This is a genomic window from Sulfobacillus thermosulfidooxidans (genome assembly GCF_001280565.1).
GTDB lineage: Bacteria > Bacillota > Sulfobacillia > Sulfobacillales > Sulfobacillaceae > Sulfobacillus > Sulfobacillus thermosulfidooxidans_A.
The window spans coordinates 477,908-503,661 of record NZ_LGRO01000001.1 but is presented as its reverse complement, the minus strand read 5'-3'; the positions used below and the strand labels follow the sequence as shown (position 1 = coordinate 503,661).

The following is a 25,754-nucleotide window of genomic DNA, read 5'->3' as shown; positions in this document are numbered from 1 at the left end:
CATGATGTAGACTGGGAGTACTGCAACACGTGCAATGGAAAATTTGACACTCTTAAGGGAAATGAAATTTTTCTGCGGTCCGGTGTTGCGCTCCACCGGATGTTTCAGCCCGTGAGACAGGCCTCCCACGGTGTCCGTGTTTTATTGGAGTGCTCACCTTGCGCGTCAGGGTGCAGACCACTCGTGTGTCAGTACTATGGGCATCTCTGCGTTTCTGATACCGCCCAGCACAATGCAAGAATTTCCTGCAGACACGATTCCCCCAACATCGTCCACCCCGTAACATTTTTCCCCAGGTTAGAACCTACGCACCGACGGAATTAAAGAAATCTTCTTTCGGCGCGATCTTTTCTCGACGGTCAACGGGTTAGAGCAGGAAGCAACCTTGTGTCAGGTGACTGGATAGTCACTCCTATCAGGCGGCCCCGGGCCGAAATGGATCTCAGCGGGCAAAACTCTCTAAAATTTCTGCATGTTGTATTGATTTTTATTTCTCCCATTTCTATAATAAAAGTGTCCGGAATATGGAAGGTGTTGTCCACAATGCGAACCGATGCAAATCGAATTGCTGTCCTCGTGAAAATGGCAGAAATCCTCGATGGGTTCACCGAGGATTCCTCAATCACGCTACAGGCTCTGAGCCGGCAATTAAACGTGCCGCGGCCAACGATTTACCGTATTGTCCAAACCCTTATTGACCTCGGCATTTTAACGTCGTCTCATCAACCGGGTCCCCGGCTTATCCACTGGGCGTCCCCTTCACGGAACACTCACGCCTTAGAACAGGCCAGTCAGGAAAGTTTACAACGCCTCGTCAGCACCTTTCGAGACACTGCGAGTGTTTACACCCGTGTTGGCTCCGCCCGCGTGTGCATTGCCCGGATCGAAGGGGTTGAATCCTTACGCCATACGATTCAAGTCGGGACGCCCCTTCCATTACATGCGGGTTCCGCGGGACGGATTTTACTCGCATGGCTCGACGATGAAACACGGGATCGTCTCATTCACGAGTCTCAAACCTTCTTTCCCGGACCGTCGCCACCAAGCTTCTCGGATTGGCAAGAAATTCGTGAAAAACAATGGGCCATATCTTTAGGAGAACGAGAATCGGCTCTCGGCTCCATCAGTGTACCGATTTTCACCGGAACCAACCACGTCATCGCGGCGTTAAGTATTTCGGGTCCCCAAGAACGGTTTGTGACAGACCGTCAAGACGCCATCATTTCCGCCTTACAGCAGGAAGCGCAAAAGATTACGCGACTTCTCTGTTCGGCAAAAAATGAACACGCCTTGGCCGCGACACCGCAACCATCACAGGCCATAGTAAATAAGGAAGACTAAACCATGGAGTCTATGAGCTTACAAGGCATTCGCGTATTGGAAATCGGCCAATTGGTCGCCGCCCCGTCAGCGACTCGCATCCTCGCGGATTTTGGCGCTGACGTCATCAAAGTGGAACCCTTAGAGGGCGATCCGCTGCGTCATTGGGGGGCTATGAGTCCTTACGGGCATTCATGGTGGTGGTCGATGCAATCGCGCAACAAGCGATTAGTTGCCATCAACTTGAAACATCCCACCGGTCAGCACATCATTCGCGAGTTAGCCAAACAAAGCGACGTCCTCATTGCGAACTTACGACCTGGACGTTTAGCCGAATGGGAATTAGATTATGAGCATCTTCATGCTCTGAATCCGCAACTCATCTATGTGGACATTTCGGGTTTTGGACTGACAGGTCCATACCGCGACCGTCCGGGGTTTGGAAATATTGCGGAAGCGATGGGAGGTATCCGCTATATTACGGGTTTTCCTGATCGTCCTCCGGTGCGCACGGGAGTCTCGCTCGGCGATGAATTGGCGGCGCTCTATGCGGTCATTGGGATTCTCATCGCTCTGGTTCAACGCGGTCGTGATGGATTAGGGGAGCACATTGATGTCTCGTTGGTCGAATCGGTTCTGGCCATTACGGAAGCGTTGATTCCCGATTATGTCAATGCCGGCATTATTCAAGAGCGCACTGGCAATCAACTTCTGCGAGCCGCTCCTTCGAACACGTATCCAACCCGCGACCAGCAGTGGATTGCCATTGGCGCCAATAGTTCGGCGACATTTGCGGCACTCACCACGGTTATGCAACACCCCGAACTGGTTCACGATCCCCGCTTCAGTTCCAATGCACAACGGGTGCGGCATGCGACCGAACTCGATACGCTGATCGCCGCATGGACCATCGAACACGACTTATCAGATTTGATGCAGCGCTTATTACAGGCAGGCATTCCAGCCGGTCCTGTCATGAGTGCCCGCGATATTGCCGAAGATGTCCACATTCAATCCCGCCAAATGATTACCTATGTTCCGCAGGATAATGGGGAACCCACGGGCATGCTGGGGATTGTGCCCAAGCTCACCCGTCATCCCGGAACCGTGCGTTGGGCAGGCGGCGCCATCGGACAACATACCGACGACGTACTAACCTCCCTTCTTCACATTTCTCCCACAGAGTTAGCCGTTTGGCGTGACCAAGGAATTATTCGCTAAAGGCCGGAAGGAGGAAACGCTCAGTGGGGACATGGCAATTTGAGGGCGGACTAAAATTTGATCGAAACGGCTCCCTGGTCATGAACAGCCAGTGGAGTATCGCAACGCCCGACGAGGATCGCGTGTTTTCCTTGCGTGATACGGATCTTCTTCTCCCCGGTCTCGCCGATTTCCATGTTCATATTCACTGGGGGCCCGATACGCTGGGAGTATCCCCGCCGGTGTTACTGCGCGCGGGCGTCTTGGTGGGAGGCGATGCGGGGACCCTGGGATGGCGCGACCCGGTTCCCACACGGAGATCGCCCCTGCCCCACATTAAACTTTGGATCTCCCTGCTTCCCCATGGCCTGAAACATCATCCCGCCCGGATAGCATTTCCCGGGTTGACCCCCCTGGATACCCAGCATATTGAGCACCTCATGGAACACCATGGCCACGATATCGCGGGAATTAAAATTCGACTGGGGCAGATTGACGCCGCCGATGACGCTCGACTCCTGACGACAGGGATTGCCATTGCCCAACAGGTTCACGTTCCGTTGATGGTGCACGTCAGTGGATCATTTTTACCGCCTGAGTCCCTCGTCGAATCCTTAAGACCCGGCGATGTGATGACGCATGTCTTTCATGGCTTACGTGGCCACTTTGCCCAGAGTGCCTCAACCATAAATGCCTTGGCAGAGGGCGTGAAACGCGGGATTTGGCTGGATGTGGGACACGGGTCCCGGCATTTTTCCTGGCGAACATTTCACCGTCTTACGGACGCAGGTCTCTTGCCTCATACCATAAGCACCGACGTCACCCAAGCCACCTGGCATCATCCGCCCGTTTATGATCTCAGTTATGTTTGCTCCAAACTGTACGCCGGAGGCTTGGCCTTGTCGACGATTTATCACGGGGTGGTGACCCATCCCACACAATATCTGGGAAGACCACTGCCCCCGCATTCCCTGGTCGTTTGGCGCTACCGCTCTTCACGCACGAGATTTCCCGATGCTGAAGGTCTGGTGGAAGAGGGGCCAGGATACTGGCGTCCCATCGTGATCGTGGCCCATGGCCAGGTCGTCAAAAATCTGTTAAAGAAGGGGGCAAAGACGGGATGACGCCAGTCAAGATAGTGGATGTGACACCCCGCGATGGGCTTCAGGATGCCACGGGTTACGTTCCGGTTCCCGACAAAGTCGCCTTGATCCGCGCTCTGTTCCAGGCCGGTATTCACGCGATCGAAGTCGCTGCATTTGTCCATCCTCGCTGGGTGCCCTTGTTAGCCGATGGCGAGGCCGTTCTGTCCCAGCTGCAAGACCTTCCGGGGGAGTGGATCGCCTTGGCCCCCAATCTCAAAGGCGTGGAACGCGCGATTGCCGCCGGGGCCAATACGGTGACGCTAGTCGTGTCCGCATCAGAACGTCACAACCAAGCCAACCTTAATCGTTCTCGCGATGAGACGCTGTCCCAACTCACAGCCGCTACGAGACGGGCGCACGAGGCGGGTCTCAAAGTCCGAGGCGCTATTAGCACCGCGTTTGAATGTCCCTTTGAAGGGGTTGTCCCCATCCATGCGGTCGCCCTGATCGCGGAACGTTATTGTGACATGGGGGTGGATGAACTCGGGATTGCCGACACCCTAGGAACCGCCACGCCCCTTCAGGTCAAAGAACGCATCCGTGTGGTTCAGTCCATCGCACCGACAATCCCCTTAGCCCTCCATCTTCATGACCGCATGGGATGGGGACTGGCCAATGTCGCGACGGCTTATGAGCTCGGAGTTCACACATTTGAATCGGCCTTAGCCGGACTGGGGGGCTGCCCATATGCCCCGGGAGCGGCGGGGAATCTGGATACGGAAAAACTTGTTGCCTTCTTTCAGTCTCAAGGCCTGGCCACCCACATTGACATCAGCCAGTTGCCTTGGATTCGGCAGCGCTTATTGAACGTGATTGCGCAACACCTGGCGCCCCCGCATTAATCATGGGGGGCGCAGCAAGCATGATTACGCATAAAATTGTCAGATAAATCGAAATCATGAAAGGAGTGGATGAAGTATGGCAACGGCTGCAAATACCCGCTTTACGATTGCCGACCGAATGAATCGATTGCCACCAGCGCCCTATTTTCAACGCTTAGTGGCAAGAGTCTCAACCGGAGGACTCTTTGAATTTTACGAATTGTTCATGGCGGGGGCCGTGGGGGCCGCCCTGGTTCATGCTCAAGTGATGCCCGTCTCCGGATTAGCCTATTTTGTGGGCGCGGGATTTTTGGGGATGTTTTTTGGCACATCGATCTTCGGCAATATTAGTGACAAAATTGGTCGCCGCAATGGTTATGTCTATTCGTTGCTCATTTATTCGTTTTTCACGATCCTTATGGCCTTTTCGCCCAATGCCGTCTGGATTGATGTGTTCCGTCTTCTCGCGGGGTTTGGGGTCGGTGCGCAGCTTGTTGTCATCGATACCTATGTCAGTGAAATGACTCCGGCCTCCCGGCGCGGCTATTATATTGCCTTCAGTCAATTTATCACCTATTGGGCGGTCCCGGTCGTGGCGTTTTTGGCCTATACTCTCGTCCCCACCCACGTGCTGATGGCTGGATGGCGATGGGTGGTGTTAATCGGTGCCTTAGGTTCGGTTGTCGTCTGGTGGATCCGCCAAGGATTACCCGAATCCCCGCGCTGGTATGAGAATCATGGCGATATGACCCAAGCTAATGCGGTGATGCAACACATTGAAACGGCGGTAGCGAAGGAAGTCGGATCCTTGCCCCCGGTACGCCCGGGCGCTGAGGAAAATGAATCCCGCGGTCACTTTCGGGAAATTTGGGTCCCTCCTTACCGTTCCCGTACGATTATGTTATTGATTTTCAATCTCTTCCAAACCATTGGGTTTTACGGTTTCGCATCGTGGGTTCCCACCTTGTTGGTGAGTGAAGGGATTACGTTAATTCATTCGTTGCTGTACACCTTTTTAATTGCGTTATTTAATCCATTGGGACCGATCATTGGCATGGTGATGTCAGACCGCTGGCAAAGAAAGTGGCAAATTGTTGTCGTGTCCCTGAGTATCGGCATTGCGGGTTTAGTTTTTTCCCAGATGCGCACGCCGGTGGGCATCATTACCCTGGGGATTGTCATTACGCTCCTTAATAACTGGTTTAGCACGTTGTTTCATTCCTATCAAGCCGAATTGTATCCGACACGCATTCGAGCAACCGGTGTGGGCTTTACGTATAGTTGGAGCCGGTTAAGTTCGGCGCTCGTCGGATTTATCATCGTGGCCTTATTGAAATCCTTTGGCGTCCTGGGCGTTTTTGCATTCATTTCGCTCGCGATGGCTATTGTGGCTTCGGTTATTGGTATTATGGGCCCACGGACCAACGGACGGAGTTTGGAAGACATCTCTTCCGTATGAATGCGTGTCCTGCTCTTTATTATGTACCCCTTGCCAAACCCCCGGGAAGTCCCGGGGGTTTTCTCGCTCTGCACTCTCTATTTCGTGATGTTTGCTCAGAAACTAATTAGATCCTTTGCGACAAAGCTTCTTGGTAGATGCCGTCATACATGCTCGCTTCCGATCCCGCAATGTCTTGACCAATCTCCAAAATATGTTGATAGGAATCCGCTGGCGTTTCTTTCAGAAGGACCGTGCGACATAAGGCATAATGCCGGAGTTCATCCTGGCAAGCATGCACCTCCCAAAATGTCGTATTCACGGAAGATTGTTGTTGGTACCGGGGGTGACGTAGTCCTTGACCAATCGTTCCCAGAATGTCAATCACCCTAAGAACATCTTGCCTGAGCACGCATTGAACTGCGTGGGAACTTTTAATGCATTGTCAGAGATCGTGTTCCATTCGGTCAACTACCCAGTAGTTTGAGCGCATCGGGCGATGCTCCTACCTTTGGTCGTCGGCTCTCGCAGACGTGGTGTTGCATCGTGGGCGGGTTGACGACCACCCAACTACACGCGACAATGCCCGCATAGCGTCGGCCGTTCGGACTGAATTTCCACAGTCGGCAGACATCGTGAAGCGGCCTGTATCTTTTACGCAGAAAAGGCCTACTATCTGCAACCCCGTAGATCCAGATGTCACAGGCCACGGTGGAGTGCCTTTATCAACGGTTGTATCAACGGTTGTCTCTAGATCCCATTATACCAGAAAAGAAGGGAGCGGCGGCCTCAAACGCCGGAGTTCCCACGCCGCGATATCTGATAAAAGGGACGTGATTTGTTACGGAGGCGAAGGCCGATGGGTATTCGCCCAACTCGTCCACTTCATGAAATACTTTATCGCTGACAACAATTAATGTCGCTTCTCTTCGGACGTGATGGGTGAAACGTGCAGGAATCTAACGGTGTTGGTTTACAATGTCTGTGACACTCTGATGAGGAGCATGAGCTTCACACTCCAATCCTCTAGAACCTCAGTTATCGTAGGAATTAGGCTTATTCTCCCGTTGACTTCAAAAACAGCTTCATAAGACGCCCCCGTATGGATGTCTGTCCTGATCTCTCCTTATCAAAACCTTGGCCTTTTAAACGTGCGTCATCAGACCAAACTCTTCTCGATCACGATGGCATAAAGGTCTTTGGGCCCATGAACGCCCGTAATGAGCTGCCCTTCGATATCCCCTGTCATGCTGGGACCCGCAATAATCTTGATGAACGGCGGCGAAACGGAGTGTGGACCCTCTTGAAGTGAGGACTGTACATAGGCCAACCCTTCTGCAAAGGTTGGAAATATCTGTGAGGCTGATAAGATGACAACATGAACCGGGGGCAATAAACTCGGGAGCAAGCTGTTAGCGCGGGTCCCATACAGAGTCACGCTCCCGGTATCGGCCGCCGCCCATGCACACCCGGTAATGCCTACGCTCGCTTGGGCGCAGTTCCGGCAAAATGCTTCGGCATCTTCGTCCGATTTCCACACAACCAGTTGGTCAGGCTCCCAGAGTCGTCGCAGAACCTGTCCCCACGCGTCTGGCAGTCCCGTGACCACAATCGTGTTGGCCCTCGCGTTATTCCGATCATCATACGGGATAATCTGTTGCAAGACTTCGGGCAACTCCGTCGCGTTGGCAATATGATAAATTTTTGCCCCATTCTTTTGCCATTGGTAATCAAATTGTTGCGTTACAGGCATTACCGCATCATCCTCCCGTCATGGACCTGTTGCTATGGGTCGATGCCGCTTTCGCCACCATTCATGAAAAGTTTGATTGGCCACAGCGGGCATGTCTCGGGTTTCAAACCATCCCGCAAATATGCCGGGTGCCACGTGCAGAGCTTGTTGTTGACCAGATAAGCGCGCAGCCAAGCGAGCGATACGCACCGCACGCCGATATCCCCCGGGTGTTGCCCAAAAGCGAGCCCATGTTCTCATCGTCCAATCCCACAGACCCGGCGTCATTTTGCGTCTAACCTTGATCTGCCGCAACTTCACAATATATTGGGGTAAGGGGATCTCCATGGGACACGCTTCTTCGCACGCATGGCACAGCGTGCACAGCGAAGAAGGCAACTCCGACAACATCGTGAAATCGGTCAATAACGGGGTTGCGACGATGCCAATGGGGCCCGGATACACGCTGCCATATGCATGCCCTCCCACTTCACGAAAGACGGGGCAGACATTTAAACATGCGCCACACCGGATACAGCTTAACACTTCCTCAAATGCCGTATCCCGCAAAGCCATGCGCCCGTTGTCCACCAAGATAACATGCCATTGCTCCGGGCCATCGGCAGATCCCACCTCTTTGGGGCCCTGAACGAAGGTCGTATACGACGACAGATGACGACCAATCCCACTCATCGCCGGCTGTTGAATGATGTGATTTAACGAGGTCCAGTCGCGGACAATTTTCTCGACGCCCACAATCGACACGAGAATGCGCGGCAATGTGGTCACCATATCGGCATTGCCTTCATTGGTAATAAGAACGAGGGTCCCGGTTTCAGCCACCAAGAAATTCCCCCCCGTGACGCCCATATCGGCGGTCAGAAACTCTTGCCGTAATCGTTGCCGGGCATACGCGGTCAAATCGGGAATGTCATCGCTTGAAGGTGGCATCATCCCGTGCCGGGCCGCATCCTGTGCGAATAATTCATCGATTTGATGACGGTTCCGATGAGCAGCAGGCGCTAAGATATGAGACGGTTTCTCGTTCGCTAATTGGATGATGTATTCTCCGAGATCGGTTTCCCGGACCATAATGCCGGCTTGCTCCAGGGATCGGTTTAATTCAATTTCTTCAGTCACCATCGATTTACTTTTGATCACCAAACGGACCTGCTCATCATGCGCAATGTTCAGCACACGTTGAACGGCGTCGTGGGCATTCGTCGCCCAATAGGTATGTCCGCCATGCGCTTCAATCCGCTCTCGGAGTGTCTCGAGGAGTTCCGGGAGATCACGAATGGCTTGCCGCTTTTCGTGAAGGGCCAAAAGGCGGAAAGCTTCAAGCTCTGGATGTTGGCGGTACACGTCTCGTTTGGCGACGGTAAAGCGTCGTGTCACAAAACCGATCGTGTGACGCATCGTGTCATCGTGCAACGCCTGGGTGCGTCTTTGCGGCCAGGGACGATGATCATAAGGGAGTTGTCCCGCCATTTATCGGCCTCCTTGGAATCCGGTCGCTTGAATCCGTTCCGCGGTCAGACGTTTGCGATCTGCCAAATCCACCAATTCCGCGACATGACACGCTGGGAATGTATAGCCTTGCCGCATGAAACGGCCTTTCAGATGGAGAAGACATCCCAGATCCGCACTGGTCAAGCACAGGGCCCCCGTACTCTGGCGTAATTGATCGAGGTGTTGCCATTTCTCATCCGCTAACGTGGTCGAGATAATCGGTTCCGTAAAACTGTACGTTCCACCAAACCCACAACATTGGTCCGCATCGTCAGGTTCTATGGCTTCGATGCCGTAGTGCCCCAAAATTTGTGCCGTGTCCTTCGCACTTGGCAACAAACGACGCATATGACAGCCCAAATGATAGGCCACAGGGAGTTTCGGTGTCGTCACGGATTCCGAAGGAAAATGCTGTCCCAACCACAGCGTCCATTCCTGGAGACGTTGGCCCAATTGCACGGCCCGGTGTTTCCAGCTTTCAGCCATCTCTTCAGGTTCACCCTCCGCTAAAGCCTCGTCATATAATAATTGCGGATAAATTTGGATAACCATCGCGGCGCAGGACCCCGATAGGGACACAATGTCCGGCGGTTCGCCGTCACTTCCGGCTTCGAAAACCGTCAAAAAATGCCTCGCTAAGATCGCAGCCTCGTGGTGATATCCCGCATTATAGCTAAATTGACCACAACACGTTTGATTCTCCGGAAATTCGACGGAGACGTGTCGCCGTTCCAGCACATGGACAGCCGCCATCGCCGCTTGGGGATGAACAAGATCTACCAAGCAGGTCACAAACAATTGCACACGTTTTTGCAACCGATCATCCTTCTTTCTCTGTTCCGCATGAATGCGATACGAATATCTTTTTAGCGATTATTAACATCGAATAACCGGCGACACATTGTTCGGTTTGGAAGTTATAATGTTTCCAAACTCCATAGGGTTCAGACGGACGTCAAGGCAGCGCCAAGGAAACGTGACCTAACGGTCTTAAAATTTCTCGATTTAGTTCGACACCAAAGCCCGGGTTATCAGAAAGCTTCATGTGCCCATTATGGGGAACAGGTTCATTCAACAATAGAGGCGAAAACATCGGCACGACTTGCGTCGCATCTTTATGCATCATCAAAAATTCGGCAAACGGGCTGCTATTGCGCGTGATAACAAAGTGGTAACTGTATACACTCGAACCATGCGGAATAACCCATGCCCCATGACTTTCCGCCAAATCTGCGATTTTTATTAATTCCGTTAGTCCGCCGCACCAGGTGACGTCCGGCTGGATAAAATCGGCGGCCGCATGATCGAATAATAATCGAAAACCCCAACGCGTCGCTTCGTGCTCTCCCGTACTGACCAACATGTTCCCATTCAGCACCTGGCGCAATGCCTGATAAGACCAGATATCGTCAGGTGGAAAACATTCTTCAATCCACTTAACATGAAAGGGGATCATGGCTTCGGCTAATTGCATCGCATAGGGTAAATCCAACGCCATCCAGCAATCAAGCATCAACCAGAAGTCATCCCCAACGTGCTCTCTCGCTTCACGAACCGCCGAAATATTCTTGCGTAATCCTTCTTCACCCGAGGCCGGTCCATATTGCAAGGGGAGTTTACCGCCAATAAACCCCAATGTTTTGGCGACGTCAGGCCTGGGCCCGGTAGCATAAAATTGTAGCGAGTCACGCACCGCCCCTCCGAGCATGGCATAGACCGGTTCTTGGCGAATATGGCCCAGCAAATCCCAGAGAGCCAAATCAATGGCCGATATGGCGTTCATGACCACCCCTTTTCGACCATAGAAAAGAGTTGACCGGTACATTTGATCCCACATCATCTCAATATTCCATGGACTTTGCCCCACAATGAATCGAGACAAATGATGTTCGATAATCCACGAAGCAATTTGTCCTCCAGTACTCACGCCAAATCCCAGACTACCGTCACTGGCTTCAATTTCTACGACGATCGTTCCTAAAACATCGAGGCCCCACGAAGACCGACGGGAACGATATTGTGGGTAAATGGACATGGGGGTTGCAATTTCTCCCACAATCCAGTGATCCGCATGTTGAGCATGATAGTCACCCCCCGCTTGCGATAATGTATACGTTCGTAATTGCACAATTTTCAGTGCATTTTTCATGTAAAATCCCTCTCCTTGTGATGACCCTCTCTTTATGACCGTTCACTGTAAATTCACAAACAGTCCCCCATCGACCAGGATATCGGCTCCGGTAATATACCGGGCATCATCTGAAGCTAAAAAGGCCGCGACCCCAGCGATGTCATCCGGATTCCCTAAGCGGCCTAAGGGAATTCGGTTCACATCCCGTTCGAAAATTTTCTTATCCGCATAATGCTCGCGATTGATATCGGTTAGGATACTGCCGGGGAGAATAGAATTACAGGTAATACCATAAGGACCCAGGACAATGGCCAACGATTGCATAAGGGATCGAATTCCCGCCTTGGTGGGAGTGTAATGGGTTTGTAATCCGCCTCCCACTAAGGCCGAAATAGAACTGATGCTAATGATTCTTCCACCGTGATGATGGTCGCGCATGATTTTCGAGGCATATTGGGAACATAAGAACGTCCCCTTTAAATTAATGGCGTGGACACGATCCCATAAATCCTCGGTCACCTCAAACCAATCGACAAACGGACAAATTCCGGCATTATTAACTAAAATGTCTACAGTATGATATGTTTCCAGAGTTTTTCGAAACAGAAATTCCACCTCTGTGGAGCTTGATACATCGGCTTGAACACTAATCACTTCACCACCAAATTTTTTAATTTCCGACATTGTTTCAAACGCGGCGTCATCATCTCCGGGATGATCAATGACTACCCGGGCCCCTTCCTGGGCCATGCGTATGGCGATCGCACGACCAATACCACGGGAGGCCCCGCTGACAACCGCCACTTTTCCTGTCAATGCCATGATGTGAACCCCCTTTTCTCTTACACTTCCTTACTGGTTGTCATCTTTCGGTGTTCCCATTTCATTTATCAATTCTCCCAGTCCTTCGACGGATACCGTAAGAGTTTCGCCAGGTTTTAACCAGTTTCTGTCACTGATGGGTTGTCCCAAAATCACCCCTTCAGGAGTGCCCGTAAATATCACATCACCGGGATGGAGCGTCATATAATGAGAAATGTAACTGATAAGATATCGGCATGAAAAAATCATTTCGCGGGTGTTGGCATGTTGAACGATTTCCCCGTTTCGTTTCCCAATAATCTCTAAATTATCGGGATCATAAACATCTTCAGACGTTACGACATAAGGACCCATCGGCGCAAATCCATCGCAACTCTTGCCTAATACCCATTGCCCCGTACGGAATTGCAAGTCGCGAGCCGAAATGTCATTGCCATTACAATAACCGAATACATGATCCAAAGCGGTGTCTTCCGTGACGTGCGAACACGTTCGCCCGATAATCAGAACGAGTTCCGCCTCGTAATCCATCTCTCGAGCATCCCGAGGCGGATGAATCAAATCGCCGGATGCCGCGACAGCGTTGGGATATTTCGAAAATAATACCGGATACTCTGGTATTTCCATTTGAGACTCTCGCACATGAGGACGATAATTTAGCCCCACGCATAGAATTTTTTTTGGATAAGGCACAGGCGCCAATAATTTATCAATCGGGGTATCCCACACCAGTTGATCCGTGAGAGCTCTTTGAATTAGGTCTTGGCAATAATGAAATCGGTCCGCATCTTGCATCAATTGCTCCATGGTGAAAGGATTGATTTTTTTCCCGTAATATGCTGCTAAGTCCACTAACGATACATAGCCCTGCGAGGCAACCCAGACCACCTGCTCACGCCCTTTAATGAGGGCACTGGCCAGCTTCATCTCTTAACCCCCTGTATGCCAATAATTTCAGCGTTTAATGAATGGAAGTGAGTGCATGGTGACGAGTCACGGAGACACGTCCAAACTCTAAAAAGTTAGGATGATTTTGGCAAATGGGGAGCCACTGACTAATTCTTTAAACGCCGTAGGCCCTTCTTCGACAGATCTGACATCGAGCCATTGACGGTTTAAAGGAAGAAATCGTTGCGAATTAATCAAACGCACTGCACGGATGAATTCATCATCGGTATAGCAAAAGCTACCGCGCACTTCCAGTTCGTCACGAACGATCTGATTCCCATCGAGATGGGTTAAAGCTTCATGAAGTCCAATCCAGACCGCTCGGCCTCCTCGACGGAGTACATTCAAACTATCCCGCCGGGTCACCGACAAGCCCACCGCATCGATCACACAATCCACACCCTTGGTGCGATTATCTGTGACCAATGCATCCAGATTAGGCACTATTTCAGTCGCACCCCAAAGTTGGGCTATCTTTAAGCGTTTGTCATTCGGTTCGACAACGACAATGCGTCCAGCCCCTGATAATTCCAGTAACCGTACTGTCATCAGTCCTATGATGCCGGCTCCGATGACGACCGCCGTATCCCCGACTTTTAACCGGGCGAGTCCGACGGCTCTAACGGCACACGCCAGCGGCTCAACAAGGGCCCCGTCAATGGGCTCTTTTACCAAATAACATTGATGAGCCGGAACCACAACACGCTCCGCGTAAGCCCCCGGAAAATCAATCCCAATAATGCGGCGCGAGTCGCAACGTTGCCGCTCTCCCTGCAAGCAATGGAGGCATTTTCCACACGTTACCAAGGGATTGGCGGTGACTAAATCGCCAATTTTAACGTTTGTTACCCCGTCACCGACATCCTCAACCACTCCGGAAAACTCGTGCCCCATGATTAACGGCGGTTTTCGTAGTTCATTGTGTCCCAAGTAACCAGAAAGCTCAGAGCCACAAATACCTACCCCCGCGACCCGCAATGCAATCCATCCCGGCTCCGGCATCGACTCGGGAACCGATAAAATGCTCATCGTCTCATTAGCAGTCCACGTTAACGTTTTCATCACTGTTCGCCCTCTCCTTGAATTCACCGTACCAGTCTATTCGGTGGCAACGCTTATGACCCCCTGCGGAAATCGCGTCATAGTCGATGGATCGTACGGGGAAACGACGACGTCGGCTTTATCTCTCAGCATCTGGTAAGCAATGCGACATTCTTCCATGCTCTCCTGAATTCCCAGCGGATGATTTCTTTCAATATTTTCATAGTAAAAAACGATGTCACTAAACGCCACCAGGCCCCGAGCCGTGGACACCATGACAGCCAAAGAACTCCGATGATGCGTTCCGACCCAGATCGTGTGGAGTCCCGGTGCAATATAGTCTTCATCTTTTAACAGACGAACCCGTTTCTCTGGCCACGCCGTAAACATCAGATATTGAAGTAACCGATCTGGAATAGCCATATGGCGTCGTGGATCGAAAAATCGCGGAGCACACAAATCAACCCATCCGGTACGTGAAAGACAAATCGTAGCGTTCGGAAACTTATCAATATTACCATCCGCATACGCCTGTAACGGGGTGACAATGATGGTATCGACCTGTTCACACGATATGCCATGACGGCTGAGCACGGTTTCGATATGTTGAGATGGCTGCACAGTAATATGGGCCTGATCCCCCAACTCTTCACGCCACACGCTGTTCATGTGATCCAAATAATCTAACGGCGGACCTGTATTCACTAAAATGGTACGTCCCTCACCGACTATTAAAAGAACATGAATCTTCAGGGGCAACCATTCTCCAAAACGCGCCATCCAAAATATTTCCGGCCCAGGAACTTTACCCAAATCGGCAACCTCTTCAACCCAAACATTGTACAAATCCAACGCCTCCAGTTCTTATTTATGAACTTTGGTTCGTTATATATTCTATTCGACATCATCGATATATTTCCTGCTGGGATACAAGATAAAAGTTTTGGCTCTATCGCTTTAGGGCTTTCCAACACATATGGTAAGATAACAATCACAAATTCGACTTGCCTTTTTAATATCTATACAAATATACCGATGATTTTCTTTAGGAGGTTAGCTTTGAATTCCGTAAAATCTGCACTTCGCGTCGCAGACATTTTAGAAATAGTATCTGCTCATCCTCCCGGCTTAACCTTTTCGGAGCTGCTGGAAACGAGCCAATTACCCAAAAGCAGCCTACATGAATTATTGACAACAATGACCCAACAACGGCTTCTAACATATAATCACGTAACCAAGCGTTACAGTTTGGGCAGCAGAATATGGGAATGGGCATCGACATGGGCTCAAGGTATTCAAATTGTTCCTGTAGCGTGGCCGTACTTACAAACTATTCGCAACGAGTTAAACGAGACAGTTCAATTAGCCATTTTGGACCAAGGCAACGTTATGTATGTCGCAAAAGTTGAGTCCAGCCATCCTTTACAGTTAGCGTCTCATGTCGGGATTCGTCTTCCAGCCTATGCTACCGGCATTGGCCAAGCTATCCTAGCCGCGTTGCCAAGAACCGAGGTCACCCGACTATATCCCGATAAGTTGCCCACTTATACGTCTATCACCACCCCTACCCTGCAAAAACTGTTAGAGAAACTTGATGTCACTCGAATAGACGGATATGCCACAGACTGGGGCGAATATTCCCCGGATATTCGGTGTGTCGCTGTTCCTATTTTGGGAATGAACAACCACGTCATGGCGGCCTTAAGTATTTCGGTCCCAAAAGACCGATTTAGTCCCTCTCATCGAGACCGCATGGTTCAAACGATTACTCGCTACAGCCATCTCATTGCTCAAGAATGTGGAGCCACAGACCCAGAAGCATGGCGAACACCGCAATCATGACATTGTAAAAAATTTTCGCGCGCTAGTCATATAAGAAGGAATTGTGCGACTAATAGCGAATATATTATACAGTTCGTTATGAACTAATTTTCATATTTGTGAACTTTATTGCCATTTATCTAAGGAGGCAGAATCATGTCCCACTCCGTATTTACGAACATTGACGATTCGCAATTAACCGGGAAACATTGGTGGTGGACGGTTCTATCCGGCATGGGGGATTATTTGGATGCAGGGTCCATCGTAGCCGGCGGTGTGGCATTACTATTATGGATTAAATATTTTCATATGAGTCTATCCCTTGTCGGGCTCATTGCAGCCTTCAGCTCTAATGGCATTTCTACCGCCCTAGGAGCTTTTGTTGCCGGATTTTTAGGTGACCGATTTGGCCGCAAATTCATTTACAATATCGATTTGCTTCTTTACATGTTTGGCACCCTCCTCGTAATTTTTGCTTTAAGTCCCTTCATGTTAATTTCCGGCTACCTTGTTATGGGTTTTGCAGTGGGAGCAGACGTTCCGACTTCATGGTCTCTCATAGCCGAGTATGCCCCCAAAAGAGCCCGAGGGAAATTGATGGGAATGACAAACATATTTTGGTATGTGGGTCCCATTGTCATTCTCTTATTAGCCTTGGCACTTAATCCCCTCGGGTTACTCGGCATGCGTCTTTTATTTGGAAGTCTATTCATTGTCGCTCTGGCAACTTATTTATTACGGCGTTCCCTCGTCGAATCACCTCGCTGGGCGTATAGCCATGGAAAAACTGAAAACCTTTTTTTAGAACAGGAAATTACTGTCCCCCTCGCTCCACAACCAGCGACCTCCGCTAAAATGAGTTTCAAAGATTTATTTCAACGGACAAACGTAAAAAGGTTACTGTTTATCACCCCAATTTATGTATTATGGGGTATACCTGCGGGCACATACGGATTCTTCTTCCCCTACATTTTTAAAACAATTGGTGCAACAAAGGCCACAACCTCTGACCTGATGGAAATTCTCTATTTTTTATTAGCCATTTTAGCGGTCGTGTTTGTCTTTATGCCACTAAATGATCGCATTGATAGACGCGTGCTTTATGCGATTAGCTCGTTCTTATGTGCCCTGGCCTTCTTTATCTTGTTATTTGCTCCCATCACCAATCCGTTTGTCGCGTATGCCAACGTTATCTTATTCGGCGTCGGGCAAGGTATCGGTTTATGGCCATTACAACGAATTTGGTCCGTGGAATTATTTCCTACTGAAATTCGCAATACTGCCCAAGGTTTCTTATGGTCGATTATGCGTCTCATATTAGGCATTTGGAGTTTTTACCTCCCGGTTGTGACGGCCGCTATTGGAGGCTTTAAGGCAGTTGCCTTGATGATTACCCTCATGTTCACCTACAACCTCATCGTAGGAGGTCTATTTGGACCTCGAACAAGTGGCAAGACCCTCGAAGAAATTAATCCAGTGAAATCTATGGCGTAAATATTTCCCCGTTACTATGGAGGTGGAACCTGTGCAACGCGTGGGATTTGTCTTAAAGATCCATCCTGGAACCGAAAAAGAGTATCAAATTCGCCATCAGCATGTCTATCCAGAACTACTACGGGCTTTTAAGGCAGTAGGGATACAGACGTATAGTATCTTCATGTACGGAAATACCCTCTTCGCCTATATGGAGGTCAGTGATTTTACTGAAGCCATGCAAATTTTGTCTAGCCATCCGACCAATAAAAAATGGCAGGAGTACATGGCTGACATTTTAATGACTGACGAGCAGGGAAATTCTATGCACATCATTCCTGAAGTATTCCATTTTCACGGATAATTTTGACTGTCAAACAAAACGGCATGCCTTTCTTTTGGTGTGCCGTTTTAGGTCATCCTTACAAGCACAATATATTGCCTGTGTATCCCTTAATTTTCGCACGTTTTGAGTCGATACCATTAGCTTCCACACGCTTCACTTCGGATACTGGGCATATCACGCAGGCGACACTGCAATCAAGACACAACGCTGGCGTCCATTGGAGTATTTGGAGCTGAATTTGTAAAATGGAATGTGATTCAGACTCGCTTACAGGTCGTCACGTCCTTCAGGGGACAGGCTAAGTTTGACACAGCCATGCAAAGTCATAGTGTTGTTGATGCGCTCATAGACGCAATAATTAATCACGTTCTGACCAATATCAAGACAAATCAAGGCCACGCTAAACATTCGTGGGATTCCCGCCATAGTATTTGCTAGATTCTTGGTTATGCATGGCTGAACTGGTGAGATAAGCATCACATCCAGTACGGCGGAATATATCGCTCGTCTCGACTTGCTTCTAGCATGGGCCTTGCACATCACATACTTCCATCCGATAGATCTCCTGGGCATACGGGATTAGGTTAGGGTTTGGGCAGAACAAGAACGCGAGAGCACCGAAGCCACGACGTTTATTCCGGATGGGACGATCGGAATTCCGTTGACTCCTGATAGTCAACGGGGACTAAATACGTCGGAACAAAAGGACTTCTTCACTCGGGTGTTATGCTCTTTTTTAGGAACCCTGTGGTAGTAGATGGCACCACCTACATCGTGTTGCTGGATGATAAATCCAGTACCTTCCCAAAAATTGGTGTTAGCCTAGACGAATTGCGTCAAAATTTTATCAACTAGCGAACACCATGGTGTGAGCATTTATACTGAGAAGTCGCTCGGAGGCCTGCGAAAGTAAAACGGCGTCGGCCTCAAGTAGAAAAATTGTGACAACAGCTCTCCAGTAACTTTTCTCCTGTGATGTTTGATGTTTTCTTTACCCAATATCTAGACAAATCGCCTGATCGCGTAGGTCTCACAGAATGAGGTAAGGTCCTGCCGAAACGGATAGCTCGCAACCCCTTGATCACCCTCCGGTTCCGGGATCGAGGGGACCTGTCAATATATAACTCCCCTGGGACGTTGTTTGCCCCCTCTATCCGTCGCGAGACGGCAAGAAGAATAAACTTTTTTGCTACCGCCGTATGGGCACGAGGACCTCACATGCCACCCAAGTCACGGCCAATGAACAACTGGCGCAGCATTTAGCCACCTTACACAGCGATCCTCAATGCGGGGAAGCCAGCCGACCGTGGCAGATGACCCTGATGTTTTATGCCGCTGTGCATTGAGTCGAACATCAGTTTCAGCACAAGTCCTATTCAGCCTCTTTCGACCACCAGACCCGCAACAAGCGTTTACGGCAAATTTGGATCTCCCAAAAGTCCGCTATCCGCGCCGATTTGCTCTTGGAACATTTCTCCCGACGAGCCCGCTACGAGAGCTGGATTCCGACGGATGCCGATCTCCAAGACGCTCAACGTTATCTCACCCACGTCAAAACCTCTCTCCTCTAAATCTCTGGCCATCCTTTTTCTTCTTTTCTTCTGAGGACGCTTGTATCATATCACCATGTCGGGAGCATTTCTGCAGAATCCTCCTTACAACGAGGAGCGTGGTGCCCGGAGCAATCGGAGTTTTCGCAGTTTAAGGCGTCCTAACGGGGTCGTGGCCACATATATTCCACTCGGCAATGAAATGGCTCAAATAGCGGTTATTCCCCGTTGGGATATGCATTGTATAACGTATAACCCAAATGAGGCCCAAATGAGGCGTGGGAGTGGCATCGGGACTACAAACTCTCGACAGCTTCTAACAAGAGCGAAAACCTTGTGAAGCCACCGCACGCGAAACACCACATGCTTTGAGCCATTTGCATGCCTTAGCAAAGAGTTGTACGCAACCATTGATCGGAGGCAAGCGTACTGTAATAACCCCGCGGTAAACTCCTCAATAAGTAGATTGAAAACTCTCTGTATATACTATGCACTCTGAAGATCTCGCTAGAGCCCGCTAAGGCCGATGCGTCGCGAAGAACTCGCCAAGGTTTCCTGTGAACTCGATCTCGCGCTTAAGGTCGCGAAAATAAATCCATGAGGAAATTGTGGGCTCCACCGTTTCCACAGCGACGATTCGTCCTTCAAAGAGATTAAAAATGTTCACGTATACATAGCCTACTCCGCCACTCGGGACAAACGCTACGAGCAGAGTATCTGGTGAGCAGAAGGATTTAAGAGGATTGACCTGCTTTTCAGTATTAGACACGAATTGAATAGTACCTGAAATGTTGGCCGCTTGTAGGCGTTTTTGATCCACTGGCGCTTCTCTCAACAACGTCCGGAGTCTCACTGCAACTGCATCGTTCAGGTATGAAGGTCCTATATGCAGATAAGCAAATTCATATGCAATTTTTAAGATAGCGAGTTGCCAGTCGATCATGCTCATTTGCATTGTCATGTTAAGGCGTGGGAAGTCTTCATGGAAGGAAACCCTGTCGGTTTCCGTGACCTTGACGCCCTTTCTCTTCTGCCGCTCTATAAATCGATCCATCTTCTCATCTAGCCGCTCATCTTGGCCATCAAACCAAAATCGAACGGTGTGGTCACTAGCTATTGGCTTCTTTCCTCGGAATCAGTTCCAAACGGTCCGGGTTTCCCTCAGGGTCCAAATGATATCGATATTGATTGCCATGATCGTCGGTCAATATCACATAGTCAAACGGGTTGGGTACATCGCCGCCTTTGCCTGGTATACGAAGCCTTGCCCTCGCGGTAGCAACGAAAAAGTTGTTCAGCAACAGCGAATCCACATGGGTTCCCAACAGGCTATTGCAACTAGAACAGACATCTTGGAATGTCAACGTTCCTCCAATTGAATCTGGTATCACGTGTTCGATTGTGCCGTTGTTTGACAAGGGAGTCAGACAAATGATACAGTCCATGACCTCTCTCCTCAAGATTACCGGGTCTTACATCATGCTCGTCCAAACGCCAACTATTCGTACTCCATTATAGTCGCCAAACGAGTTGCAGGTACCTGTTTGGCATATACAGTCAGGAGACCCGGTCAATTAACGCCGGGTTTCCTGCCGTCACGTCTTAGAGCGGGGAAAGCGGGATACGTTTTCCAGCACATAGCCTGGACATCGAGCGCGGGAATGCCGGTCCAATCCTGCTGCGGGCGCTGCAAGTACTTCTACCACGGGATGCTCGCGGCAACCAGGTCCATCATCTGGCATCAGATTCATGGCCGCCTTCGAGGCGGCGCGGCACGATACGCTGGATTTGACACCCGGCCCAGTCGAAGCACTCCATCAAGCGTGCCTGCAAAAACTTCCGGCCCCACTCCGCGACCGGATCGACGGCCTCCAGAAGTCAAGCTCCGCTCAAAAAGCCCGCAAAGCGGCATAGCTCAAGGCAAAAGGCTCAGTTTTTACCTGAGAAAGTTGAGTTGTTTAAAAAATAACCCACCGAGACCGGCGGGCTCATGGGTGTGACAAGACACCGCAAAGCACAAGATTCTTTTGGGCCCACAAATAAGCCGCATTCACATTATTGCGAAGCTTATCCGCCTCCTGCCAAAGCGTTTTCTCAAACCCCAGCTCGACATGATTTGTCTCAGCTTTTCGACGTCGCGGCATACGACACCCCCTAATGCATACTGTCGCATATTATGCTGTTTTGGCTATAATTGTTTGACACTTGTCAATATGCCCTCCCGCGCCGATTTCCTCGGAAGGACTGCGCGGATCATTATATCACCCTGAAATCGGGGTACGCGGTGCGGACCCGTTATTTTCTTTTTATTTTATTATAGTCGACTAGCCGAAATGCAGATGTATTTATTATTAAAGAAGTCAAATAAATGAATACGATGAATTAACGATCGCCGCGCTTACCTTTTCACATCTCACAGAACCGACAGCCCCTTTGGGTAGGTGATTAAATTATGGACAGTCGCCGTCAAACACTCCTCATGCGATCCCAAAAGAACGGCTTGGCCTTATTATGTCGTTAGAAAGCTAAATGAGAGCGTTTATAGACGGATAGCGAGTCGACCGTTCACCCCAAAGTCTATAGCGTTCGAAGAGAGACAACCAGAAATGATAATAAAGTCATCACGGTGGAGGAGATTATTATGTTAGTTGAACACATCAATGCATACGAGAACAAACTGTTGGCGATCTCAAGAATCCCAGATAATTCGGGGCACTCGCTACATAAGGGAACCCCCCGAGAAGCTTTTATCAAAGAGTTCCTGCAAAGTCATTTGTCGGAACTCATCGGATTCGGAAACGGTGAGATTATTGATTGTGATTCACAACCTAACCAGCAACGAAATCAAGTAGACATTGTGCTATACAAGAAAAACTACCCAAAGCTTGACTTCGGCGGCGGCATTAACGGGTTTTTTGTCGAGTCCGTTGTGGCCACTATTGAAGTGAAATCTGCGCTAACGGAAGGAGAATTGACAGCAGCATTTAATTCGATCCGCAACACCAAATCCCTCCAGCGAAACATGGTAACTAGTTTTTATACCGGGTATCAACCTCCAGGTATCTTCTCCTGCATTGTGGCGTACGACGGTCCAGCAAATATGAGTACCGTGTATGGCTGGATAAATCGTTATGTGCAAAACAACAACATCACAATGCCGAGTATGGCACCAGATTTAAAATCCCGAATGAACATCCCAAGTCCATTAGCTGATCTGATTGTGATTCTTGGTAAAGGATTTGTACAGTTTGACAATAGTCCTATAACCTTTTTAAGCGACGCCCATCGTGCGCAAGATCCTACGAAAAAATGGCTGGTCTCCACAGGCCAAGACGGCAACTTGCTAATGCTGTTTAGCCACCTAACCGTTGCACTATCTGGCGTTTCCGCTAGTTGGATGAATGTAATACCGTATTTGGCCAACGTACAAAGGTCCAATTTTGATTTTTTTCCGTAAAGAATAGCAAGGATGGATCATGTCTTGTCAAGTGGTGTAAAAAGCTTCGGTTTCCTGAGAGCTGTCTCAGCGCGTTGTTTGTCGTCTTCTGCAGGTCATCTCTGCGGCGCGTCCGCCTGGCGCTGCAATTTTTCCATGGATGTTTGACTGACATACCTGCCGGGGAAAATGTCCCACTCATCGCTGATCCTCTTCCCGATTGAGCCGCTCCAAGGAGTTCGTGGACGCGGTTTGCATGGCCGCATTGGGTTTCACCGACGCGATTACCACGCAGGTGCCATCTAGACCCTCGGGATAAATTCCACGGCTTTCACCCATCACGCAATGCATAGTGCGTGGCGTAGTTATCGCCATTGGGTCTTGGGGTTCTTGTTATTGTAGTCCTTCGGCTCGTGACCAGCACATGGGACGAAGGTATATCAAGGCCAAATCGACTCATTGTGGGAAACCCTGTGGGGTCAGTTCTGAGTTAAAATGTCCATGCCTCCTGGGACATGAACTCAATCGCACGCATGTGGGGTATTCCCACACACTGACACAAACGAGGAATTTGAGGCGTATTCCGTCCCTTAATAGATTCGTGGCTAACCACAATGCGTTGAGGGCATCCACTATACGCCAGAGCCACAACCCAGACATCGGCCTCATTAGATTGATCGACCCGATTCAAATCCACGCCATCCAGTCGAGCCATACGCAAAACGTCCGTGACAGCCGACTGTAGTGATGCATGCGGCACGAACATGCTAGCCTGATCGTTTGCCCATATTCGGACCACGTCATCGGGTTTGCCCCGAAGCAGTTCGTCCCGAACGCCTTCGGGGGCCAGAAGCCTCTCTGATTGAACCAAGTCGCCCAACTTATTCCATAATGTCGGAAATATACTTGGGGGATAGACGCGTGCTAAATCGAAAAGGGCCGATGAATCGATGCAATAGAGACTACTCATGTGACCCCTCGAAATGTTGCCGTACAATCATTTCGGCATCCGGTAAATACCTGACAGGCAAGTTGTCGAGATAGCGGCTAGCTTCGATGGCCGTAATTTTCTTTGCAGCTAACGCTTCGAAAACGAGTTCCCCAAAGGCGTAGCCTACCCGACTCATCGCCAGTCGGTCACGAGGGGGGCCACCAGTTGTTCGCCGCACATTTTCGGTATACGTTCCTCGGACTTCTTCAACCGCCTTGTAATACTTTTGACGGTTCAACAAGCCAAGTTCGACAGCACGCACCAGAGCAGATTCGCGGCTGGCTCCAGTGAGTGCTGAAATGGTTGCACTTGCTGCCAAGGGATCGGCATCCAAGTTTCGGACCACCGCTGCGGAAAACACGCTCCGAGGAATTAATACCTCTGCTGCCACACGGTTGCAAAAACGTTCGATATCCTTACCCGATTCTTCCGTGTCGTACTGTGGCGAACAAATGCCGGCCTGATTCAGCGCGATGTGCACCACTTCATGCAACATCGTAAACAGCCGCCCTGAAATCGCATCCCTCTGGTTAACCAAGATGGCAGGGGCAACAGAATACGAAACGGATAGTCCTCGAAATTCTGAGACAGCCACTCGTTCCCGCATTTGCATAACGATAATGTCCGTGTCTTCTAATGCACGTCTCCATCTGGCATACCACAAGTCGGGTTTGGCGCGTTCCCTACCAGGTTCGGGAACCGTAGTTCTTCGTTTAAGCGCATCAACAATAAGTGTTGCTGCCTTCTCGACATCCATTTGTAGCGAAATACGGGCCCCAAATGCACATGGGTTACGTCCCAAGCTTTCACGGAGTTCGATGGCCACATTCCGCACATTATGAAGTCGCCGCAGCTCGGCCGCTAGCCATGGCCTGCGATCTTGCCCGGCCCCGGACGAAGAGCGGAAATCGGGGGGAGAGTGACTATCTGAAGGGGGCGAGTCCATGTAGAAGTATACGGTGGGCAATCGATACCATTTCGCCAGCGAAGATAGTTGGGACCAGGACGGGAATGAGACCCCCTTTTCCCAATCAGCAACCCGTGCTACGGGGACTCTGAGCTTTCTGGCAACGTCATCGACACTAATGTTTCCAGATTGTTCGCGCGCCCACCTCAACGCTGCAGGATTCACCGCAGCCGTGGTGCCCAAGGTAACCCCCCCTTTTTTGCACAACTCTACACAAATATTTTGACAAATACTATTGTTGAGGTCGCCCCGCAATCGCATTTCGCGTCAGGTCGCTATGTAATGTTCTCGTAGGCGTTATAGGCCTTGCCGTCTTTGTGCAAGTCCTAATCCTTAATGTGAAATGCAACGCAATGTTGTCCTCGGCCTGCCATCAGCCGTGCAACCCCATATCCTTTCCATCTTCAGAGATGTTCCCAGTGATCTTTCGAAGTGACAGGTAAAATGTTTCATGGCCGTTAATCCTGATCTCCATTGAGATCACATCGCTTGTCTTGGATAACGGGGCGACGAATACGCGGTTAAGCGTGACCGCCTTTCCGGAAAATCCGCAAACACGCCCATCAATTGGGAGGTAGACTGTTTGGTCGCCCAACGCCTCATTACATAAATGTGATGCATCAATCATGTTCATTAGGTTGGCCCTCCTCGGTTAATTGAGGTCAGTCTGGCGTCGGCATGCCATCCAACACGGTGAGCGCCGCTTTCCCATCCCACTCCTTGAATACGGCGTGGAACTCCGGAAAGTACTGATGTCAATATCTTACGACTTTTAGAGACATTCGATAACCGTAAACGGGCGGAATCCCTTCATGGCCCGCCATGCCCTCACCATGTCATCGGGCACAAGGGAATATAGAGAACGTTGCAAGACCTGATGATAGGCAATAGGCACGGACAATGATCCTGAAAAGCGTAACCGAATACGCACAATACGTCGTCCCTTTCTTGGGTCAGCCGTCTGGCCACAGTCTTTTGTCGCTTATTTCGCTATGCGACGGAAAAATTCCTTCCTATTTCTCCAAAATTTAATTTTTTTGGAGCGTTGATACGATAGTGG

28 protein-coding genes are annotated in these 25,754 nt (G+C 50.0%); 10 read left to right on the top strand and 18 right to left on the bottom strand.

The window, feature by feature from the left end:
* Window positions 1-543 precede the first annotated feature (543 nt).
* The 5 genes from AOA63_RS02600 (at window position 544) to AOA63_RS02580 (ending at window position 5,945) form a co-directional block, all read left to right on the top strand.
* A complete protein-coding gene (locus tag AOA63_RS02600) occupies window positions 544-1,341 on the top strand; it encodes an IclR family transcriptional regulator (RefSeq protein ID WP_053960593.1) in 798 nt (265 codons plus the stop codon).
* 3 nt (window positions 1,342-1,344) lie between these two features.
* A complete protein-coding gene (locus tag AOA63_RS02595) occupies window positions 1,345-2,541 on the top strand; it encodes a CaiB/BaiF CoA transferase family protein (RefSeq protein WP_053957974.1) in 1,197 nt (398 codons plus the stop codon).
* A 23-nt stretch (window positions 2,542-2,564) separates the two neighbouring features.
* The gene (locus tag AOA63_RS02590) at window positions 2,565-3,644 is read left to right on the top strand and encodes a hypothetical protein (RefSeq protein ID WP_053958253.1); all 1,080 of its coding nucleotides are present in this window, start codon (window positions 2,565-2,567) and stop codon (window positions 3,642-3,644) included.
* On the top strand, window positions 3,641-4,507 hold the full coding sequence (locus tag AOA63_RS02585; RefSeq protein WP_053957971.1) for a hydroxymethylglutaryl-CoA lyase: 867 nt from the start codon (window positions 3,641-3,643) through the stop codon (window positions 4,505-4,507). The genes AOA63_RS02590 and AOA63_RS02585 overlap by 4 nt, the downstream gene beginning before the upstream one ends.
* Before the next feature lie 76 nt (window positions 4,508-4,583).
* On the top strand, window positions 4,584-5,945 hold the full coding sequence (locus AOA63_RS02580; protein ID WP_053958252.1) for an MFS transporter: 1,362 nt from the start codon (window positions 4,584-4,586) through the stop codon (window positions 5,943-5,945).
* A gap of 106 nt (window positions 5,946-6,051) precedes the next feature.
* On the opposite strand, the gene AOA63_RS02575 is transcribed toward AOA63_RS02580, so the two are convergent.
* The 9 genes from AOA63_RS02575 to AOA63_RS02535 form a co-directional block, all read right to left on the bottom strand.
* On the bottom strand, window positions 6,052-6,312 hold the full coding sequence (locus AOA63_RS02575) for a hypothetical protein (protein WP_053958251.1): 261 nt from the start codon (window positions 6,310-6,312) through the stop codon (window positions 6,052-6,054).
* A 771-nt stretch (window positions 6,313-7,083) separates the two neighbouring features.
* A complete protein-coding gene (locus tag AOA63_RS02570; protein WP_053958250.1) occupies window positions 7,084-7,677 on the bottom strand; it encodes a LutC/YkgG family protein in 594 nt (197 codons plus the stop codon).
* A gap of 18 nt (window positions 7,678-7,695) precedes the next feature.
* Entirely contained in the window at window positions 7,696-9,147 is a 1,452-nt protein-coding gene (locus tag AOA63_RS02565; RefSeq protein WP_053958249.1) for a lactate utilization protein B, read from the bottom strand.
* Window positions 9,148-9,984, bottom strand: coding sequence for a (Fe-S)-binding protein (locus AOA63_RS02560; protein ID WP_053958248.1), 837 nt, complete (start codon window positions 9,982-9,984; stop codon window positions 9,148-9,150).
* Window positions 9,985-10,123: 139 nt separating this feature from the next.
* Window positions 10,124-11,317 carry an L-rhamnonate dehydratase gene (rhmD, locus tag AOA63_RS02555; RefSeq protein ID WP_053958247.1) on the bottom strand — a complete coding sequence of 398 codons (1,194 nt, stop codon included), beginning with the start codon at window positions 11,315-11,317 and terminating at the stop codon, window positions 10,124-10,126.
* 42 nt (window positions 11,318-11,359) lie between these two features.
* Entirely contained in the window at window positions 11,360-12,121 is a 762-nt protein-coding gene (locus tag AOA63_RS02550; RefSeq protein ID WP_053958246.1) for an SDR family NAD(P)-dependent oxidoreductase, read from the bottom strand.
* Between the two features lie 30 nt (window positions 12,122-12,151).
* Window positions 12,152-13,048, bottom strand: coding sequence for a fumarylacetoacetate hydrolase family protein (locus tag AOA63_RS02545; RefSeq protein WP_053958245.1), 897 nt, complete (start codon window positions 13,046-13,048; stop codon window positions 12,152-12,154).
* A gap of 87 nt (window positions 13,049-13,135) precedes the next feature.
* On the bottom strand, window positions 13,136-14,131 hold the full coding sequence (locus AOA63_RS02540; RefSeq protein ID WP_242848362.1) for a 2-dehydro-3-deoxy-L-rhamnonate dehydrogenase: 996 nt from the start codon (window positions 14,129-14,131) through the stop codon (window positions 13,136-13,138).
* Window positions 14,132-14,167: 36 nt separating this feature from the next.
* Window positions 14,168-14,956: a hypothetical protein gene (locus AOA63_RS02535; protein WP_053958243.1), complete on the bottom strand. Its 789-nt coding sequence runs from the start codon at window positions 14,954-14,956 to the stop codon at window positions 14,168-14,170.
* Window positions 14,957-15,169: 213 nt separating this feature from the next.
* Here AOA63_RS02535 and AOA63_RS02530 point away from each other — a divergent pair, with 213 nt between their 5' ends.
* The 4 genes from AOA63_RS02530 (at window position 15,170) to AOA63_RS19625 (ending at window position 19,096) form a co-directional block, all read left to right on the top strand.
* Complete coding sequence (locus AOA63_RS02530; RefSeq protein ID WP_053958242.1) at window positions 15,170-15,952, top strand: IclR family transcriptional regulator; 783 nt, start codon at window positions 15,170-15,172, stop codon at window positions 15,950-15,952.
* A 135-nt stretch (window positions 15,953-16,087) separates the two neighbouring features.
* Window positions 16,088-17,425, top strand: coding sequence for an MFS transporter (locus AOA63_RS02525; RefSeq protein WP_053958241.1), 1,338 nt, complete (start codon window positions 16,088-16,090; stop codon window positions 17,423-17,425).
* A gap of 31 nt (window positions 17,426-17,456) precedes the next feature.
* On the top strand, window positions 17,457-17,768 hold the full coding sequence (locus AOA63_RS02520) for an L-rhamnose mutarotase (protein WP_053958240.1): 312 nt from the start codon (window positions 17,457-17,459) through the stop codon (window positions 17,766-17,768).
* A 1,181-nt stretch (window positions 17,769-18,949) separates the two neighbouring features.
* Window positions 18,950-19,096, top strand: coding sequence for a hypothetical protein (locus tag AOA63_RS19625; protein ID WP_171822591.1), 147 nt, complete (start codon window positions 18,950-18,952; stop codon window positions 19,094-19,096).
* A gap of 66 nt (window positions 19,097-19,162) precedes the next feature.
* On the opposite strand, the gene AOA63_RS19620 is transcribed toward AOA63_RS19625, so the two are convergent.
* The 4 genes from AOA63_RS19620 to AOA63_RS19615 all read right to left on the bottom strand — a co-directional run bounded on the left by AOA63_RS19620 (window position 19,163) and on the right by AOA63_RS19615 (window position 21,042).
* Complete coding sequence (locus AOA63_RS19620) at window positions 19,163-19,300, bottom strand: hypothetical protein (protein WP_171822590.1); 138 nt, start codon at window positions 19,298-19,300, stop codon at window positions 19,163-19,165.
* Window positions 19,301-19,817: 517 nt separating this feature from the next.
* Entirely contained in the window at window positions 19,818-20,354 is a 537-nt protein-coding gene (locus AOA63_RS02510; protein ID WP_053958238.1) for a hypothetical protein, read from the bottom strand.
* Between the two features lie 55 nt (window positions 20,355-20,409).
* The gene (locus tag AOA63_RS02505) at window positions 20,410-20,745 is read right to left on the bottom strand and encodes an HNH endonuclease (RefSeq protein ID WP_053958237.1); all 336 of its coding nucleotides are present in this window, start codon (window positions 20,743-20,745) and stop codon (window positions 20,410-20,412) included.
* Between the two features lie 150 nt (window positions 20,746-20,895).
* The gene (locus AOA63_RS19615) at window positions 20,896-21,042 is read right to left on the bottom strand and encodes a hypothetical protein (protein ID WP_171822589.1); all 147 of its coding nucleotides are present in this window, start codon (window positions 21,040-21,042) and stop codon (window positions 20,896-20,898) included.
* 899 nt (window positions 21,043-21,941) lie between these two features.
* Between AOA63_RS19615 and AOA63_RS02500 the strand changes: the two genes are divergently transcribed.
* Window positions 21,942-22,757 (top strand): DUF6602 domain-containing protein, encoded by an 816-nt coding sequence (locus tag AOA63_RS02500; protein WP_197648374.1) that lies wholly within the window; start codon window positions 21,942-21,944, stop codon window positions 22,755-22,757.
* A gap of 177 nt (window positions 22,758-22,934) precedes the next feature.
* Here the strand turns inward: AOA63_RS02500 and AOA63_RS19610 are convergent, their stop codons facing one another.
* The 5 genes from AOA63_RS19610 to AOA63_RS19605 all read right to left on the bottom strand — a co-directional run bounded on the left by AOA63_RS19610 (window position 22,935) and on the right by AOA63_RS19605 (window position 25,625).
* Window positions 22,935-23,075, bottom strand: a complete 141-nt coding sequence (locus tag AOA63_RS19610; protein WP_171822588.1) for a hypothetical protein — start codon at window positions 23,073-23,075, stop codon at window positions 22,935-22,937.
* A 151-nt stretch (window positions 23,076-23,226) separates the two neighbouring features.
* On the bottom strand, window positions 23,227-23,706 hold the full coding sequence (locus tag AOA63_RS02495; RefSeq protein WP_053958236.1) for a DUF4411 family protein: 480 nt from the start codon (window positions 23,704-23,706) through the stop codon (window positions 23,227-23,229).
* Window positions 23,699-24,877, bottom strand: a complete 1,179-nt coding sequence (locus AOA63_RS02490) for an XRE family transcriptional regulator (RefSeq protein ID WP_053958235.1) — start codon at window positions 24,875-24,877, stop codon at window positions 23,699-23,701. The genes AOA63_RS02495 and AOA63_RS02490 overlap by 8 nt, the downstream gene beginning before the upstream one ends.
* A gap of 190 nt (window positions 24,878-25,067) precedes the next feature.
* Window positions 25,068-25,328, bottom strand: a complete 261-nt coding sequence (locus tag AOA63_RS02485) for a hypothetical protein (RefSeq protein ID WP_053958234.1) — start codon at window positions 25,326-25,328, stop codon at window positions 25,068-25,070.
* A 138-nt stretch (window positions 25,329-25,466) separates the two neighbouring features.
* A complete protein-coding gene (locus AOA63_RS19605) occupies window positions 25,467-25,625 on the bottom strand; it encodes a hypothetical protein (protein ID WP_171822587.1) in 159 nt (52 codons plus the stop codon).
* Window positions 25,626-25,754: the final 129 nt, after the last annotated feature.

What these genes read in the sequence shown, in the direction of transcription:
- AOA63_RS02565 (WP_053958249.1), bottom strand. Translation starts at nt 9,147, where the DNA reads ATGGCGGGACAACTCCCTTATGATCATCGTCCCTGGCCGCAAAGACGC.
- AOA63_RS19615 (WP_171822589.1), bottom strand. Translation starts at nt 21,042, where the DNA reads ATGCCAGATGATGGACCTGGTTGCCGCGAGCATCCCGTGGTAGAAGTA.
- AOA63_RS02595 (WP_053957974.1), top strand. Translation starts at nt 1,345, where the DNA reads ATGGAGTCTATGAGCTTACAAGGCATTCGCGTATTGGAAATCGGCCAA.
- AOA63_RS02485 (WP_053958234.1), bottom strand. Translation starts at nt 25,328, where the DNA reads ATGAACATGATTGATGCATCACATTTATGTAATGAGGCGTTGGGCGAC.
- AOA63_RS19625 (WP_171822591.1), top strand. Translation starts at nt 18,950, where the DNA reads ATGGGCACGAGGACCTCACATGCCACCCAAGTCACGGCCAATGAACAA.
- AOA63_RS02600 (WP_053960593.1), top strand. Translation starts at nt 544, where the DNA reads ATGCGAACCGATGCAAATCGAATTGCTGTCCTCGTGAAAATGGCAGAA.
- AOA63_RS02580 (WP_053958252.1), top strand. Translation starts at nt 4,584, where the DNA reads ATGGCAACGGCTGCAAATACCCGCTTTACGATTGCCGACCGAATGAAT.
- AOA63_RS02505 (WP_053958237.1), bottom strand. Translation starts at nt 20,745, where the DNA reads ATGGACTGTATCATTTGTCTGACTCCCTTGTCAAACAACGGCACAATC.
- AOA63_RS02550 (WP_053958246.1), bottom strand. Translation starts at nt 12,121, where the DNA reads ATGGCATTGACAGGAAAAGTGGCGGTTGTCAGCGGGGCCTCCCGTGGT.
- AOA63_RS02585 (WP_053957971.1), top strand. Translation starts at nt 3,641, where the DNA reads ATGACGCCAGTCAAGATAGTGGATGTGACACCCCGCGATGGGCTTCAG.
- AOA63_RS02510 (WP_053958238.1), bottom strand. Translation starts at nt 20,354, where the DNA reads ATGGATCGATTTATAGAGCGGCAGAAGAGAAAGGGCGTCAAGGTCACG.
- AOA63_RS19610 (WP_171822588.1), bottom strand. Translation starts at nt 23,075, where the DNA reads ATGGGTGAAAGCCGTGGAATTTATCCCGAGGGTCTAGATGGCACCTGC.
- AOA63_RS02525 (WP_053958241.1), top strand. Translation starts at nt 16,088, where the DNA reads ATGTCCCACTCCGTATTTACGAACATTGACGATTCGCAATTAACCGGG.
- AOA63_RS02545 (WP_053958245.1), bottom strand. Translation starts at nt 13,048, where the DNA reads ATGAAGCTGGCCAGTGCCCTCATTAAAGGGCGTGAGCAGGTGGTCTGG.
- AOA63_RS02570 (WP_053958250.1), bottom strand. Translation starts at nt 7,677, where the DNA reads ATGCCTGTAACGCAACAATTTGATTACCAATGGCAAAAGAATGGGGCA.
- rhmD (WP_053958247.1), bottom strand. Translation starts at nt 11,317, where the DNA reads ATGAAAAATGCACTGAAAATTGTGCAATTACGAACGTATACATTATCG.
- AOA63_RS02495 (WP_053958236.1), bottom strand. Translation starts at nt 23,706, where the DNA reads ATGAGTAGTCTCTATTGCATCGATTCATCGGCCCTTTTCGATTTAGCA.
- AOA63_RS02500 (WP_197648374.1), top strand. Translation starts at nt 21,942, where the DNA reads ATGTTAGTTGAACACATCAATGCATACGAGAACAAACTGTTGGCGATC.
- AOA63_RS02540 (WP_242848362.1), bottom strand. Translation starts at nt 14,131, where the DNA reads ATGAAAACGTTAACGTGGACTGCTAATGAGACGATGAGCATTTTATCG.